The organism is Parvibaculum sp. MBR-TMA-1.3b-4.2, assembly GCF_053628815.1.
Genome location: NZ_JBRJHC010000001.1, coordinates 1,941,885 through 1,956,882, shown reverse-complemented (window position 1 = coordinate 1,956,882; position 14,998 = coordinate 1,941,885). Strand labels below are relative to the sequence as shown.

The 14,998-nt window shown below is 57.3% G+C and carries 11 protein-coding genes; 7 read left to right on the top strand and 4 right to left on the bottom strand.

Annotation, left to right across the window (positions count from 1 at the left end):
* Nucleotides 1-12: 12 nt before the first annotated feature.
* From ACSSVQ_RS09400 to ACSSVQ_RS09380, 5 genes are all read left to right on the top strand, one after another.
* On the top strand, nucleotides 13-2,313 hold the full coding sequence (locus tag ACSSVQ_RS09400) for a nitric-oxide reductase large subunit (protein WP_167095865.1): 2,301 nt from the start codon (nucleotides 13-15) through the stop codon (nucleotides 2,311-2,313).
* A 786-nt stretch (nucleotides 2,314-3,099) separates the two neighbouring features.
* Nucleotides 3,100-4,299 (top strand): TolC family protein, encoded by a 1,200-nt coding sequence (locus ACSSVQ_RS09395; RefSeq protein ID WP_167095863.1) that lies wholly within the window; start codon nucleotides 3,100-3,102, stop codon nucleotides 4,297-4,299.
* Nucleotides 4,296-5,303 (top strand): efflux RND transporter periplasmic adaptor subunit, encoded by a 1,008-nt coding sequence (locus tag ACSSVQ_RS09390; RefSeq protein ID WP_167095861.1) that lies wholly within the window; start codon nucleotides 4,296-4,298, stop codon nucleotides 5,301-5,303. Before ACSSVQ_RS09395 ends, ACSSVQ_RS09390 begins: the two co-directional genes overlap by 4 nt.
* Nucleotides 5,304-5,312: 9 nt before the next feature.
* Entirely contained in the window at nucleotides 5,313-8,477 is a 3,165-nt protein-coding gene (locus ACSSVQ_RS09385) for an efflux RND transporter permease subunit (RefSeq protein ID WP_167095859.1), read from the top strand.
* Between the two features lie 100 nt (nucleotides 8,478-8,577).
* Nucleotides 8,578-9,108 carry a PepSY domain-containing protein gene (locus tag ACSSVQ_RS09380; protein WP_167095857.1) on the top strand — a complete coding sequence of 177 codons (531 nt, stop codon included), beginning with the start codon at nucleotides 8,578-8,580 and terminating at the stop codon, nucleotides 9,106-9,108.
* Between the two features lie 724 nt (nucleotides 9,109-9,832).
* Here ACSSVQ_RS09380 and bdcA read toward each other — a convergent pair.
* The 4 genes from bdcA to ACSSVQ_RS09360 form a co-directional block, all read right to left on the bottom strand.
* Nucleotides 9,833-10,546, bottom strand: coding sequence for an SDR family oxidoreductase (gene bdcA, locus ACSSVQ_RS09375; RefSeq protein WP_454182584.1), 714 nt, complete (start codon nucleotides 10,544-10,546; stop codon nucleotides 9,833-9,835).
* Between the two features lie 53 nt (nucleotides 10,547-10,599).
* Nucleotides 10,600-11,319, bottom strand: coding sequence for an SDR family NAD(P)-dependent oxidoreductase (locus ACSSVQ_RS09370; RefSeq protein ID WP_454182582.1), 720 nt, complete (start codon nucleotides 11,317-11,319; stop codon nucleotides 10,600-10,602).
* Nucleotides 11,320-11,391: 72 nt separating this feature from the next.
* Complete coding sequence (locus tag ACSSVQ_RS09365) at nucleotides 11,392-12,147, bottom strand: SDR family NAD(P)-dependent oxidoreductase (RefSeq protein WP_454182580.1); 756 nt, start codon at nucleotides 12,145-12,147, stop codon at nucleotides 11,392-11,394.
* A gap of 57 nt (nucleotides 12,148-12,204) precedes the next feature.
* Nucleotides 12,205-12,663 (bottom strand): PaaI family thioesterase, encoded by a 459-nt coding sequence (locus ACSSVQ_RS09360; RefSeq protein WP_454182578.1) that lies wholly within the window; start codon nucleotides 12,661-12,663, stop codon nucleotides 12,205-12,207.
* A gap of 337 nt (nucleotides 12,664-13,000) precedes the next feature.
* On the opposite strand from ACSSVQ_RS09360, the gene ACSSVQ_RS09355 reads away from it, so the two are divergent.
* Both ACSSVQ_RS09355 and ACSSVQ_RS09350 read left to right on the top strand, forming a co-directional pair.
* Nucleotides 13,001-13,624: a TetR/AcrR family transcriptional regulator gene (locus ACSSVQ_RS09355; protein WP_454182576.1), complete on the top strand. Its 624-nt coding sequence runs from the start codon at nucleotides 13,001-13,003 to the stop codon at nucleotides 13,622-13,624.
* A 460-nt stretch (nucleotides 13,625-14,084) separates the two neighbouring features.
* On the top strand, nucleotides 14,085-14,978 hold the full coding sequence (locus ACSSVQ_RS09350; RefSeq protein ID WP_454182574.1) for an alpha/beta hydrolase fold domain-containing protein: 894 nt from the start codon (nucleotides 14,085-14,087) through the stop codon (nucleotides 14,976-14,978).
* Nucleotides 14,979-14,998 lie beyond the last annotated feature (20 nt).

The following is a 14,998-nucleotide window of genomic DNA, read 5'->3' as shown; positions in this document are numbered from 1 at the left end:
TGGAGGGGAATAATGGCTATCGAAGCGGCGGGCGTCGATCAGGCGCCGGAAGATCCTGTCAGCAATGTCCTGAAATGGGTGTTGCTGGCGGTTGCTGTCATCTGCTTTGGCATACTCGGCTGGGTCACGGTGCTGACCTATAGAGATGCGCCCCCCTTCCCCGACAGTTTTGTGCGTTCTGACGGGACGGTCCTCATGTCCGCCGACGATATCGTCCGTGGCAAGGAAGGCTTCCAGAAAGCCGACCTCATGGATTATGGCAGCCTTTATGGTATGGGCTCCTATTTCGGCGAAGACTACACGGCTGACAATCTGGTCAGGCTCGGAAAGCTGACGGAAGCAAATATCGCGCGGTCCCGCTACGGCCAGGCACTCGATACGCTGCCGACAGCTGAGCGCGCTGTGGTCAAGGCCGAAATGCAGTCCGTGCTGCAGGGCGTCGACCTCACGCAAAAGAAAGTTGTGGTGCCTGATGCTCTGGCCGAAGCGATCACGACGCGGCGTGCGCAGATCACCCAATCCCTCCTCCATCACGATTTCGCGCGAGGCTGGACGCAGGCCTATAGCCTTGACGAGACCAGCGCCGGATATACGGCGGATTTCCTTCTCTATTCCTCGCTGACCACAGTGGCGCGCCGGCCGGGTACGGATGCATCATGGACCCAGAACTGGCCGTTCGAGCCGTTGGTAGGTAATACGCCAACGACAAGTACCTTCCGCTGGACCTGGATCAGCTTCTGTTTCACCTTCTTCGCCTTTGGCGTGGTGCTCTTCATCTACGAGCGCTTCCTGAACGATCCGGACAACGCGCCGATGGATCCGGTTCTTGGCGAATTCAAGCCACTGACGCCGAGCCAGCGTCGCGTCTGGAAATATTTCCTCGTCGTCGCGGCGGTTCTTCTGCTGCAGATCCTCGTCGGCTCCATCATGGCGCACTACTACACGGAGCGGGCGGCCTTTTATGGTATTCCCATCGACAAGTATCTGCCGTTCAATTTCCTGCGCGACGTGCATATCCAGGCGCCTATCGTCTGGATCGGTGTATCCTGGATCGCGGCTGCGCTGTTCCTGGCTCCCGCTATCAGCGGGCGGGAAGCAAAAGGGCAGGCTGTTCTGGTCGATATTCTCTTCTGGGTGACGCTTTTCATCGTCGCGGGCGCGCTGCTTGGAAATTATCTCGGCATCATGGGGTATATCGACAAGCACTGGTTCTGGTTTGGCAATCAGGGCCTGTCCTACATTCAGCTTGGGCGTGCCTGGCAGATCGGATTCTTTGGCGGACTGGCGATATGGAGCGTGCTCGTATTTCGCGCCTTGTGGCCGACACGCGAGACGTTGTGGGCGGCGACGCGCCAGTTCTGGTCTGGGCGGATCCGGCTCGAGCACCTGCTCTGGGCCTCGACCGTCAATATTGCCCTTCTCTACGTCTTCGGCATGATCCCGCTAACCGGAATCGAGAAGTCCTTCACCATTAGTGACTTCTGGCGCTGGTGGGTGGTGCATCTCTGGGTGGAGCAGTCCTTCGAATTCTTTGCCTCCGCCATCAGCGCCTATCTCCTGATGGCCGTCGGTTTGGTCTCTCGCCGGCTTGCTGAACGTGCGGTTTATTTCGAGTTGATCCTGATCTTCCTTGGCGGCGTGCTGGGGACAGGACATCACCTTTATTGGGCCGGCGAGCCGGGTATGTGGGTCCCGCTTGGCTCGATGTTCTCCTTCATCGAGGTGTTACCACTGGTGCTGCTCATCATCGAGGCAATCCAGCAGCGTCGTCTTATTCAGGCGCATGGCGATTTCAAATATGGGCTCGCCTACACCTATATCATCGGTGCTGCATTCTGGAACTTCGTCGGGGCAGGCGTTTTCGGTGGCGGCACGCTCAATGCCCCGCTGGTGAACTACTACGAGCATGCGACGTTCCTGACGCTCAACCACGCGCACACCGCCTTGTTCGGCGCATTTGGTCTGCTCGGTATCGGGCTCATCTATTTCTGCCTGCGCTACATTGCGGGCGAGAGACACGAATTTGGTGAGAGCGTCGGGCGCTGGGCGTTCTGGCTCTACAATATCGGGCTGGTGATGTGGATATTCCTGAACTTCTTCCCAATCGGTTGGCCTCAACTCGATGCCGTCTATGAGCACGGTCTGGCCTATGCGCGAAGCCAGGAATTCTACGACACAACGCTCTTCTGGCAGTGGATGCGCATGCCGGGCGATATCGTGTTCGCGCTTGGAGCTCTACTCATGGCTTGGGATTTTCTCGTCAAACTTCGGCCTATCCTTCCGATATTCGGGACGAACGAGCCGATGACGTGAGCCCCAGGTTTCATCCAGCTGGAAGCAGTGTCCTTTGATCACTTGAGCCTGAGCAGCTCGGTGATGCAACGGGACGGGGCGTGGAGCCCCCATAGTGCTCAGACGCGCTGGTCCGTTTTTAGCCATTTACGATCTCCCCATGGGGAGTATCGAGCGCCTTTAAATCGCAGATACTCTCTTTGTAAGACGGAGTTGAAGCAGCGGGTTTTTGCGCATGCGTCCTTGGGACGCACCCCGCCAGCGCGTCCAAGCAGGATCTCTTGACCTAATTCCGCAAATTGTCTGTTGGCTTCGCCTCTTGACGAAGGCATATTGCTGCAATGTTCAAGTGGCTAGTGATTGTACTCTTGTTGAGCGTGACGTTGGGCGCGGCAGAAAGTGCTCGGCACTTTGCCGTTGCGCCAGCTTCGTCCGGCAATGAGGTGTCGATCGAGAAATCCTCAGGCACGCATACAGTCTCCGTGGGAGATATACTGTGCGAGGTTTGCCACATCGGTGAGCATTTTGGTTGGCGGTCCGAACCGAACAGATCGCTAAGACTTTCGTCAGCCCACGTGAAATCCTCGAAGCACTCCCAGCTTCGCGATCATCCTTTGGATTTCGAAACACCTCCCCCGCAAAACATCCTGTCATAGCTGTAGCTGTGCCGACATCGATCGGCGCTTTCCAATCTTCTTCTACAGGTGACGAATGTTTTCTCCCCTATGTCGGGCACGGGGGATGGGATGGCTCGTGTGCTGTTCCATCTTTGTGCTGACGCCTGTCCGTGCGGCAGAGACTATTTCAATGAACAAGGCTGTGGAGCGTGCAATCGCAGCCAATCTCAACCTATCGATCGCGCAATCGGCAATAGAAGCCGGTAAAGGCGATCTTGAACAAGCCGGTCTGCTACCCAATCCCGAATTATCGATAGAGGCGGAAAATGCTTTCGGCTCAGGAGCGTATACAGGTCTGAAAGAAGCTGATCTGACGGCGGCGGTCTCGCAGAAAATTGAACTGGGCGGGAAGCGAGAAATCCGTATGCGCCGCGCTCGGGCCGCCAACGAGGGCGCCCGCCTGCACAGGGATCTGGTTGTTCGCGACCTTGAGGTGAAAACCAAGAAAGCTTTTGTCCGCCTCCTCGCTGCGCAACGAGAAGTCGACCTGGCGTCCAGGGCCGCTAAGGAAATGAAAAATGCTGCGCGTGCGCTTCGTGAGAAGGTTAGCAAGGGGGCGTCGCCGGAAGCGGATAGCAACCGGGGCGAGCTTGCCCTTGAACTGTCGGGCATCAGGCTTCAACGCGCACAATCGGGATTGATCATTGCACGGCAGGCTCTTCTTACTCTCTGGAACGAGGATGGCTACCGAAAGCTCAAGGCGACTGGCTCTCTTGCTCTCGCCTCAACAAATCTTCCCGGGCTTGGGGAGCTGCTAAAGAAAGTCGACGCACATCCGATTCTCGGTGTTGAAAAGGCAAAAGTGGAAGAAGGAAGCGCTGCCTATGCACTGGAAAAGTCCAGAGCTGTTCCAGATCCCACAATCGGAGTCGGTGCCCGCCATTTCAATGGTATAGACGAAAGCGCCTTCCTGATTTCGTTGTCTATTCCCATCCCGGTTGCCGATGCAAACCAGGGAAATATCCGTGCGGCCGGTGCGCGCACCAATGCTGCCAGGCTTTCCGTCAGGCAAACGCAACTTGTTTTGTCCGAGAGGCTGAGAAAGGCCTACCAAGAATATCAAAGTAGCTGCCTCGAGGCGAAAAGGTTTCGCAACACCGTGCTTCCGGCCGCGCGAGACTCGGCGCGTTCCATTCGCAAAGGTTATCGCCTCGGCCGCTTTGGTGTGCTCGATCTCCTCGGCGCATTGCAGGTGGAGATCGACAGCGCTCAACAAGCCGTTGAGGCCGTGCTCTCGTGCCGACTTTCCCTGATCGAAATAGAAGGGCTTACCGGCGACACGTATCAATCAGCCGCTTCGGAAATGTCGCGAGAGGGAGAAAAGTCATGATTGCGTTCGAAAGCAAACCCGCAAATTCGATGAGCTCTGCCGCAATGGTGGTTTTTCTGGCGGCACTTTTTTCTGTCGCTTCACCGGCCTTTTCGGCCGAACAGGAACATCCCGAGCGGGAAGCGTCGGTGCATGAGGAAGGCAACGCAGACAAGCATAATTCCGAGGCCGAACACGAGAAAGAAAACATTGTTGAGTTGTCGGACGCGCAGCTTGAGGCAGCGAACCTCACACTTTCTACCGCCGGTTCCGATCTTATCACCCCTTCGGTGGAGCTGTTCGGGGTCATCAGGCCAAATATGGAAAGACTGGTTCATGTCGTGCCGCGTTTCGAAGGTGTCGTAGTCGAAGCAAAGGCACGATTGGGTGAGAGCGTTGAAAAAGGTGATGAGCTTGTCGTCATAGAAAGCAACGAAAGTCTGCGAGCCTACACAATAAAGTCGCCGATTGATGGACAAATTATCCGCTGGAATGTGGTGACGGGCAGTTACGCGGGACTTGAAGAGCCCTTGATGGTGATCGCAGATCTGTCGTCTGTCTGGCTTGATCTTCAGGTGCATCGACACGACGCGGACAAGATTGAGCTTGGCCAGACCGTCAGCTTTCATCCGAGTGAAGGCGCGGACCGGCGGGTGTCGACTATCAGCTATATGTCGCCGGTCGCGCGGCAGGATACTCAAAGCCTTCTCGCGCGGGTGGTCGTCCCAAACGAGCGGTCGGACCTCCAGCCGGGGCTCTATATGCGTGCATCGGTGGAGAGAGAGCCGACCAGCGCAGAGATCGTTGTTCGTAGATCCGCAATACAGTTTGAGGGTACCGATCCGATGCTCTTCGTGCAGCGGGATGAAGGACATTTTGTGATGCGTCGCGTCCAGCTAGGGCGTCAGGACAGCACGAATGTGGAGATCATCAACGGCCTGTCTGCCGGCGAGGTCTATGTCTCGGAAAACAGTTTTCTACTTAAGGCGGAGGCTGAAAAAGGTTCCGCTACTCACGGGCACTGAGGAGCGGTCATGATTGCAAGAGTCGTATCTTTCTGTGTCCAGCACCGCTGGTTGGTGCTTATGGCCACTGCTTTTGTCGCTGCGATCGGCGCCTACAATTTTACACGCCTTCCCATTGGGGCTGTTCCTGACATCACGAATGTTCAGGTTCAGGTTAATACGGTGGCTCAAGGCTATTCCCCGCTCGAGGTGGAGCAGAGGGTAACCTTTCCATTGGAAACGGCAATGAGTGGTCTGCCCGCGTTGGACTACACGCGCTCGATATCTCGATATGGATTGTCGCAGATTACCGTCGTCTTCCGAGAAGGGACGGACATATATCGGGCGCGGCAACTTGTCGGGGAGCGGATACAGGCCAGTGCGGCCGAGCTTCCGAATGACACCGAAACGAGCATGGGCCCGATCTCCACGGGTCTTGGGGAAATCTTCATGTACAGCATGGAGTTTCGCCCTGATCTGGCGTCCGGGGATATCTCATCCGGCAAGTCCGATATCCGTGCATTACATGACTGGGTCGTGAAGCCGCAGCTGCGTACGGTTAGGGGAGTCGCCGAGGTGAATGCGATCGGTGGCTTCGAGAGGCAGATACATGTCGTGCCGGATCCATACAAGCTGACATCTTACGGCATGTCATTCAGCGACCTGAGAGAGGCGTTGGAGGACAACAACGTAAATGTTGGTGCGGGCTATATCGAACAGAACGGCGAGCAGTATCTGATCCGGGTTCCCGGTCAGGTCGAAACCACGGAACAGTTTTCGGAAATCCTTCTGGGTACGCATGAAGGCCGCCCGGTCTATGTACACGACATTGCTGAAGTGACGTTCGGAAAGGAGTTACGTACCGGCGCGGGAACGCACAACGGAACTGAAACGCTGATCGGAACGGCAGTTATGCTCGTTGGCGAAAACAGTCGGGAGGTCGCTGCCGCTGTCAGAGCCAAGGTCGACGAGATACAGAAAAGCCTTCCCGCGGGATTTGTGATTCAGCCACTCTATGATCGGACGTCGCTGGTTCAGAAGACGATCGAAACAGTTCAGAAAAACCTGTTTGAAGGCGCGGCGCTGGTGATCGCTGTCCTGTTCATTCTTCTGCGCAATTTCAAAGCTGCATTGATCACTGCGATGGTCATTCCGCTTTCAATGCTCATCACCATTACCGGCATGGTCGAATATCAGATCAGTGCCAACCTGATGAGTTTGGGCGCGCTGGATTTCGGGCTGATAGTCGACGGTGCGGTGATCATTGTCGAAAACTGCCTCCGCCGGCTTTCCGAAGAGCAAAAACGATTTGGCCGGACGTTGCATATGTCGGAACGGTTTTCTGTGGTAGCGGATGCGACGCGGGAGGTCATGACCCCCGCTTTGTTCGGCTCCTTCATCATCACAGTGGTCTACCTCCCGATCCTTACCCTCTCCGGGGTGGAGGGTAAAATGTTCACGCCGATGGCTCTCACCGTAATCCTTGCTCTGGCAGGAGCGATGGTGCTGGCCCTGACATTCGTTCCCGCGGCAATCGCCATATTCATTCGTGGCAATGTCGAGGAAAAGGAGAGCCCAATCATGCGTTGGGCGCAAAGGACCTATGAACCTGGCCTTTCCTGGGCGCTGCGGCACAATTACACGGTGTTGTCGGTTTCCATCGTCCTGCTCGTGCTGACCGGCCTCGGTATGACGAGGTTCGGAACGGAATTCATTCCTCAGTTGGACGAGGGGGATGTGGCCGTACAGGCTCTTCGCGTTCCGGGAACAAGTCTTACGCAGTCTGTCGAAATGCAAACCGATGTGGAGAAGGTTCTCCTGAAACTGCCGGAAGTAAGGGATGTGTTTGCCCGCACGGGAACGGCGGAGGTAGCGACAGACGCAATGCCGCCGAACATTTCCGACGCATACGTCATCATGAAGGATCGCGAGGACTGGCCGGATCCATCCAAGCCCAAGGATGTTCTTCTCGCCGAAATCGAGCAGAAACTGGAGGGCCTGCCGGGCTCCAAGTTCGAGCTCTCGCAGCCGATCGAGCTTAGGTTCAATGAATTGATCTCCGGTGTCAGGGCGGATATTGGAATCAAGGTCTTCGGCGATGACATGGAACAGCTGCGCCAAACCGCCGGTGAAATTGCCACGGTCGTTGGCGGGATTGATGGTGCGGCCAATATAAATGTCGAACAGGTAACGGGCCTGCCGGTTCTTTCGATCGATATCGATAGGGATGCTGCGGCCAGGTTGGGGCTCAACGTGGCCGACATACAGGAAACCGTAAGATCGGCGATGGGAGGGAGCCGGGCAGGCACATTCTATGAAGGGGACTGGCGTAGCCCCGTCATTGTCCGCCTTCCGGAAAACGTCAGGCAGGATGTCGACAGGCTGCGAGAGTTGCCGATTCCGTTGCCTCCCGTTCATCCGGAAACGACAGATGTATCGATCTCCTCATATGAGCCTTTCCCCGAAACCATGCCGCGCGTCGTCCCTTTGCGGGAAGTAGCGAATGTGAAGCTCACCACCGGCCCCAATCAAATCAGTCGGGAGAATGGCAAGCGTCGAATAGTGGTGTCTGCAAACATTCGTGAGCGCGACCTTGGTTCATTTGTCTCGGAAGCACAGAAACGGGTGAAGGCCAATGTAGTACTCCCCGCCGGTTACTGGATGGAATGGGGCGGGCAGTTCAAGCAATTGGTCTCGGCGGTTCGAACACTTTCTGTCGTCGTTCCGCTTGCGATGATTCTGATTTTTGCTCTTCTGTTTGCAAGTCTGGGAACCGCCAAGGATGCTCTCCTCGTCTTTTCCGGCGTACCACTGGCCTTGACGGGTGGTCTGGTCGCCCTCGCCATTCGCGGCCTGCCACTCTCAATATCCGCCGGCGTAGGCTTTATCGCTTTGTCCGGAGTGGCGGTCCTGAACGGCCTGGTGATCATCAGCTTCATCAAGAATCTGCGAGCGCAGGGAATGCACCTCGACGAAGCGATATGGGAAGGCGCGAGCAGGAGGCTCCGTCCTGTGCTTATGACGGCCTTGGTTGCGTCGTTGGGGTTTGTGCCGATGGCGCTTGCCACCAGCGCAGGTGCTGAAGTTCAGCGCCCTCTCGCGACTGTTGTTATCGGCGGAATCCTGTCGTCAACGCTTCTCACCTTGGTTGTCCTGCCTGTTCTCTACAAACTCGCGCACGGAGCGGAGCGGTAGAACAATGCAAGGTCACAAAATTTCTCGGTGTTCAAACCTAGACCGAAATTCCGTACTCCAACGGCGCCCGTCAGGGCGTGCCTCAAGGAAAGGCTATCTCATGAAAACCGCTCTCGTCATATCGCTGGCTGCACTCGCATCAACGGCTCCAGTCGGTCATGCCTATTCAGGAAATGACTATAGGTTGCAGACAGTGTCTTCGGATCAGGCGCGGATGTCTCTTTTGGATATTCTCGATTCCGCAAGGATGCATTCGAAGGGAACGGCAGTGAGCATAAAGCCGGATAGGCGAGATGAGGCACATGCTTATCGCGTGGAATTCTTGACGTCCGAAAGAAAGGAAATCGTGTTTATCGATGGTAAGAATGGCGCGGTACTGGATAAATCGTACCGCCGATATCTTTCCAGATCACTCCGGGCTCGACATCGGAATATGCGCATGGCAGTTCAAAACGCTCGGATCGGCTTGATGCAAACCATCGCAATTGCAGAAAACAGAGGGAACGGCGTCGCAACAGCTGCATGGATACCCGAAGCGCAAAGACCAACCAAAGCAATTCTGACAGTCGTTTCGCGAGGGGGAGACGAAACACTTTCTGTCTACCTTGACGGATCAGACCAAATGCGATGAGAACGACTGCCTGCTGAGAGGATAGACCATGCCATCATGTTGTGAGCTCCGTCGGCGCGTCTTGGGATTGAATGTTTTTATTCGGCGTGACGTGAGCCCCGCAAACTCCTCCAAAAATGAGTAGAGTCCGTCAAGGAGAAGGAGACGGACGATGAAACGATTGAGGTTCACGCAAGAGCAGATCATCGCGATCCTGCGGGAGCAAGGGGGAAATCCGGACGCGGCAATAGTCGTCCATCATCCTCTTGAGAACGCGATCGCTCATGGCTGGCCTCGTTGGAAAGTTCCAATCTCCGGGCCAAGAATCGCATCTGATTCTGACAATTGATGCGGCTTGAGCCGCGCCGTTAGGCGGTCGGTATGGTCCCTGTTCCCTCGCGAAAATTCCCTGATATGCCGATTAAATTTCCCTGTTCTGGTTTCCAGGGAAATTGACGCTAAGTCACGGAAGTTGCCGGGCTATTTCAGCGGTCTTTAGCCTTGGGGATGCAGATTCGGGCGAAATTCCCTGTATTTTCCCTGAAATTCAGGGAATTGAGCAGAGGGAACAGGTCTATCGACTGTCGACACCACCAGTCCTTCCCCCGCAAAACGAAGACCTTCAGGCCTTTCTACAAACTCTCCGTCATTCCGGGGACTTGTGGCCTATTTGAGCATCGCGGTGAGCGGCAGAGGGCCTCTGCCGCCGCGTGCCGCGCTGTGGTCCTGACTGACCGGTTTCGTTTCAGGCACCGAAGCCGCCGTCGATGGTCAGCATCGAGCCTGTGATCATCGCAGCGTGCGGGCTGGCGACATAGGCGACAAGTTCCGCGATTTCCTCAGGGCGAGCGTGACGCTTGATGGCCATGAAGCTGTGCATCGCTTCAGCCATGGGGCCGTCGGCCGGGTTCATATCGCTATCGGTCGGACCTGGCTGGATCGCGTTGACAGTGATGCGGCGGTCGCCAAAGTCCCGGGCCAGCCCGCGAACCATTCCTTGCAAACCCGATTTGGTCAGCGAATAAGCCGAAAGGCCGGGGAAGGGAATGCGATCGCCGTGCACTGAGCCGATCACGATGATGCGACCGTCTGCATTCATGTGTCGGGCCCCTTCGACGGCAGCGTGATAGGGCGTGCGGAGGTTTACGTCGAGCAAATGGTCAACGGCGTCCGGATCCAGCGATAGCGGATCGCCGGCAATACCCACACCTGCATTGATGACCAGAATATCCAGCGGGCCGCGTGCGGCTATCGCTTCGGTTTGCGCCGCCCTGTCGGCGCTGTCGGCCTTGACGATCTCTGCACCGGCCTGATGCCCCAAGGTTCGGGCCGCCGCCTCGGAACCGAAATAGGTGAAAGCAACCTTGCCTCCTTCACTTGCAAAGCGGCGAACAATCGCAGCTCCGATCCCGCGGCTGCCGCCGAGGACAAGAATGTTTTTCCTTGAGATTTCAGACACGCTGCCTCCTTAAAGCTTCTCTGTAAACGTTGCGAATATGAGAAAATCTGTCGTCACATCTTGGCGACCATGCGCTGGGCGGCGTTGGGTGCGATCCGCAGCAACATCGGGAGCAGTCGGGTTGCGCCGGGCATGGCCATGGGTTGGCGGTTCGCCAATGCCTTGAGGGTGATCTCTGCCACTTTGGCAGGGGCCATCTTCTTTCCCGGCAGGGTCGCGTTCATGGGCGTATCCACCGCAGGCGGAAGGAGCTCAAGGACATGTGTTCCCTTGGGGGCGAGTTGTCGGCGCAGTCCTTCCGCGAAGGCATGTAGCCCCGCCTTTACGGCGCCATAGGTCGGGGCACGGGTCGGAGAAACGAGAGCGAAGCCTGACGTGACAAACACAATGGCTGCCATGGTGGGCCAGCGCTTCAGGGCCTCGCTGGTCAGCTGAATGGGTGCTGTCAGATTAAGGGCGACTTCCTGTTCAAGGTCTTGCGTGGTGTTCACGCCTGTCGCGAAGTTTCGTTCGACGAAGGTGCCGGCATTGTTGATGAGGACATCAAGCCGCCCGAACCGATTGGCGACAGCATCCAGCATGGCGATCCGCGCCGCGTCGATAGTCACGTCAGCCTGGATTGCCAGCGCATCGGGGTGCGCGTCGGAGAAGCGGTCGAGGGCCGCTTGCGATCTACCGCAAACAGCGACGGCAGCGCCCTGTTTCAAATAGGCTTCAGCCAGGCTCATGCCGATACCCGATGTGCCGCCAGTTATAAGAACAACTTGTCTCATTTGATCGCCCAGCTCCTCACTCTGAAATTTTCGCTATAGAGAATGTGATCGGCGCCAACATGGCCTCTCAGATCACCACGGGACGGTTCCGAATGTGGCGTGGGTGAACGTACCGGTGGGCCCATCCTTGCCAAGCAGCGCAACCCGTACAGCCTCACTGGCGCCCTCTTCGACGGTCTCGGTGCCCTCGTATGCATTCATGGCCGTCCTGGTGAAGCCCGGCGTGACGGCATTGACATTGATCCCCTCTGGCTCCAGTTCGATTGCCATGGCCAGGGTCAAGGCATTGAGGGCTGTCTTGGAGGCCGCGTAGAGAGGGCTGAAATGGTCGCGGTAGGGCAAGTCCGGGTTCGCACTCACTGTCAGCGATCCTGAGCCGCTCGATACGTTGACAATGCGCGCCCCCGGCGTCTCGCGCAGCAACGGAAGCATCGCCTGGTAGACGGCAAGGACGCCGAAGACATTCGTTTCCCATACCGCGCGCATTTCATCGAGGGACACAATGCTTGCGCGCGTGGCCTTGACGTATGCTTCTATGGTTCCGGGGTGAGCTTTGGTCGTCATAATGGCCGCGTTCTGAACAAGCACATCGAGACGACCAAATTCATTGCGCACACGCGCAGCAGCCGCTGCGATCGACGCCTGATCTGTAACGTCGATCTGGATTGCGTGGGCGTCGGGTCCAATTTCTGTCGCGGCGATTTCGCCGCGTTCAAAGTCGCGCGATCCGATCAGGACGCTGAAGCCGTTCGCCACGAGATCTTTCGCAATCTGGAAGCCAATTCCCTGGTTTGCGCCTGTGACAAGGGCAACGGGTTTGTTCTGCATCGTGATTTCCTGTCCGGTGAGATTGTTGTCGGTGCGGCTTCGCTGTCGTCGCCGTCTTCAATGGTGATGTCGAAGGACCTTGACGACACCCGAGAAACCAAGCGTGGGGACGTCATCCGCTTTCAAGAGCCCTTGGATGAAAATGAGGTTGCGTCCGGCCTTCAAAACTTCTCCACGCCCGATCAGCCGCGCATTGGCCGAAGCGGCGCTGAGAAATTCACCGTTCAACGAAACCGTGAGGCCCTGCAGCCCGCGCAGTTGGTCGTAAGCGATCTGGAAAATGGCATGATCTGCGAACGCCATAAGCGCTCCGCCGTGAACGACGCCCTGGCCGTTCAGCATTTCGGGCCGCGCAACGCAACCGCATTCCATGTTCCCGTCCGCCGCGCGGCGTGTGTAGAACGGCCCGACATGCTCCACGAATGGTTGCCGCCCGGACCACACTGACCAACCGGCCCATTCGCCTTGATCAAGAGGTGGCTCAAGATCGGTGACTTCTTCCGGTGCGTCGTTCATGTGATCGCCCTTCGGCTACATCGTCTCCCGACAAGTCGACCTCATGGGCACATAAGCGGATGTCCATTCAAGTGACGGGAGGCTTCTCCACATTTCATACCAATCAATACAAAACATCGATGGGTCCGCGTCAACAGGTTATTATACTGAGTAGTAAAAAATTTATCATCGCCGGCGCAGCGGTGGCGCTCACCGGTGTTCTGATCATTGTGTTGAGGTCCAGTCGGCTCGCAGCGCTTGTGTTTGCGATGCGGTCCAGAGGCGCATAGTTGCCTCTGGCTTTTTTTGTATCGTACAATACGAAAGCTGGAATCCCGAAGGTAAGGCTCTTTGCAAGGTGGCCCAAAAGACTGAAAAGCAGAATGGACGTCCGCGCCAGTTTGATCCGGACGTTGCTTTGCGCGCTGCCACAATGGTCTTTTGGCGCAAAGGCTATCTGGGCGCGTCGCTTGACGATCTGACGGATGCCATGGGGATCAATCGGCCCAGTCTTTACGCGACGTTCGGTAACAAGGAGGCGCTGTTTTTGTCATGCATCGATCTCTACGATGCAGCCAGCGCTGAACTGCTCGACGCCGCACTCGCCGCACCGAAAATTGATGATGCCCTCGATGCCTTCTTCACGGCCGGTGTTGAGGGGGTGACCAGCCGTTCAACGCCTTCGGGATGCCTTATCGCCTGTAGCTTGGTGGGGGCAGCCGAGGAGAGTGATCGGATCAAATCCAAGCTGAAAGCCTGCATGGCCTCCACCGATGCGGCGGTTCGCAATCGATTGAAGCAGGCGGTCAAGGCGGGCGAATTGCCTGCCGACACAGACGTGGCGGCCACCGCGCGCATGGTCAACTGTATCCGCCATGGCTTGGCCCTGCGCGCCCGCGCAGGCGAGACGCGGAAGGAGCTGGCCAGAGCCGCCCGTGCAGCGGCGGACGCTTTGCTCGGTCGCTCCCCACGCGCGACTTGACCTAAATCCAGCAGCGTCTGTTTGGCGATCAAGTCTACTTCTATTCCTGTGTAGACCGGGGGCGGGATCTGCCGGCCCCAAAATACTTTGACGACGTACATCCTTCGAGACGATCCCGGAGTTGGTTTGGCGAAGGTTGGCTGCCCAAAAAATTTAGAGCGCTATCGCAAGCCAATAGCGGCTCTATTGGCGCGAGATGAAAAACGTCGCACTGAATAGCCCCTGAATTTGCAGACACCTTGCGCAGCAGGTGCGCGCGTACATCAAGGTCATGGGCTGCCTGGGCAAACGCCATCCCTCGATCCCGTACCAATTCTCCCGCCTCGGGTTTAAACGCGACGCTGAATGCCCATTACCGTTGCAAAGCGACCCGACGTAGGAAAAGATAATCATGATAAGTTTCTGATCGAGGCGATCAGTCGGAGACGCCTGAGACCATGCAGCAACAGGAGTGGTGATCGTGGTTAGCAAACAGATGAGCGACTTCTGGGCCGTATGTCCTGCAATGCCCGACATTCCTCCCGTCGCCAGCCTCCCGGCAGAGCGACAGGCGAGGGACGAGCGGACGATTGAGCGCTATCCCACCCTGGCGGGCGTGACGTCGGAGGCGGTGCGGTGCGATGGGGTCTCTGCGATCTGGTACCGTCCGCACGACGCGAGACCAGATCGCGCGATCCTCTATATTCACGGCGGCGCCTTTATCTGGAGTTCCGCGGCAGGCCACTGCGGCGTGATTAGTCGCGTGGCGGCGGAATGTCGGATCGATACCCTGGCCCTGGACTACGGCCTGGCCCCGGAACACGCCTTTCCAGGCCCGGTGGAGGAAGGCGTCCGCCTCTACAAGTGGATGCTGAACTCCGGCTACAAGCCGGGTGCAATTTCGCTGATTGGCGACTCCGCCGGCGGTGGCCTCGTCCTGTCGGTCCTGCTGGCGCTGAAGGCTGAAGGTCTCCCGCTCCCTGCCTGTGGCGTGATCGCTTCCGCCTATGCGGACCTGACCAACGCGGGCGAGAGCATCGACTGGATTACGAAGGACCCCTGCGTGACCCGCGAGGGTCTGGACGCTTGCCGGGATCAGTATCTACAGGGGCACGACGCCGCCGATCCGTTGGCGTCTCCGATCTTTGGGGATTTCACGGGCTTTCCACCCCTCTTGGTCCAGGTTGGCTCCCGCGAGCGCCTTCTGAGCGATTCCTTGCGTGTCGCTGCCAAGGCCGACGCGGCTGACGTTGACGTGCGGCTTGAAGTCTACGATGGCTGCGTTCACCTCTGGCATTGGTGGGTGCCGGACGCGCCGGAGACCGCGAGGGCCATAAAAAGCGTCGGGGACTTTTTGTCCGAGCACACGCACTAGGTTCTGTGCCGATTATCGTC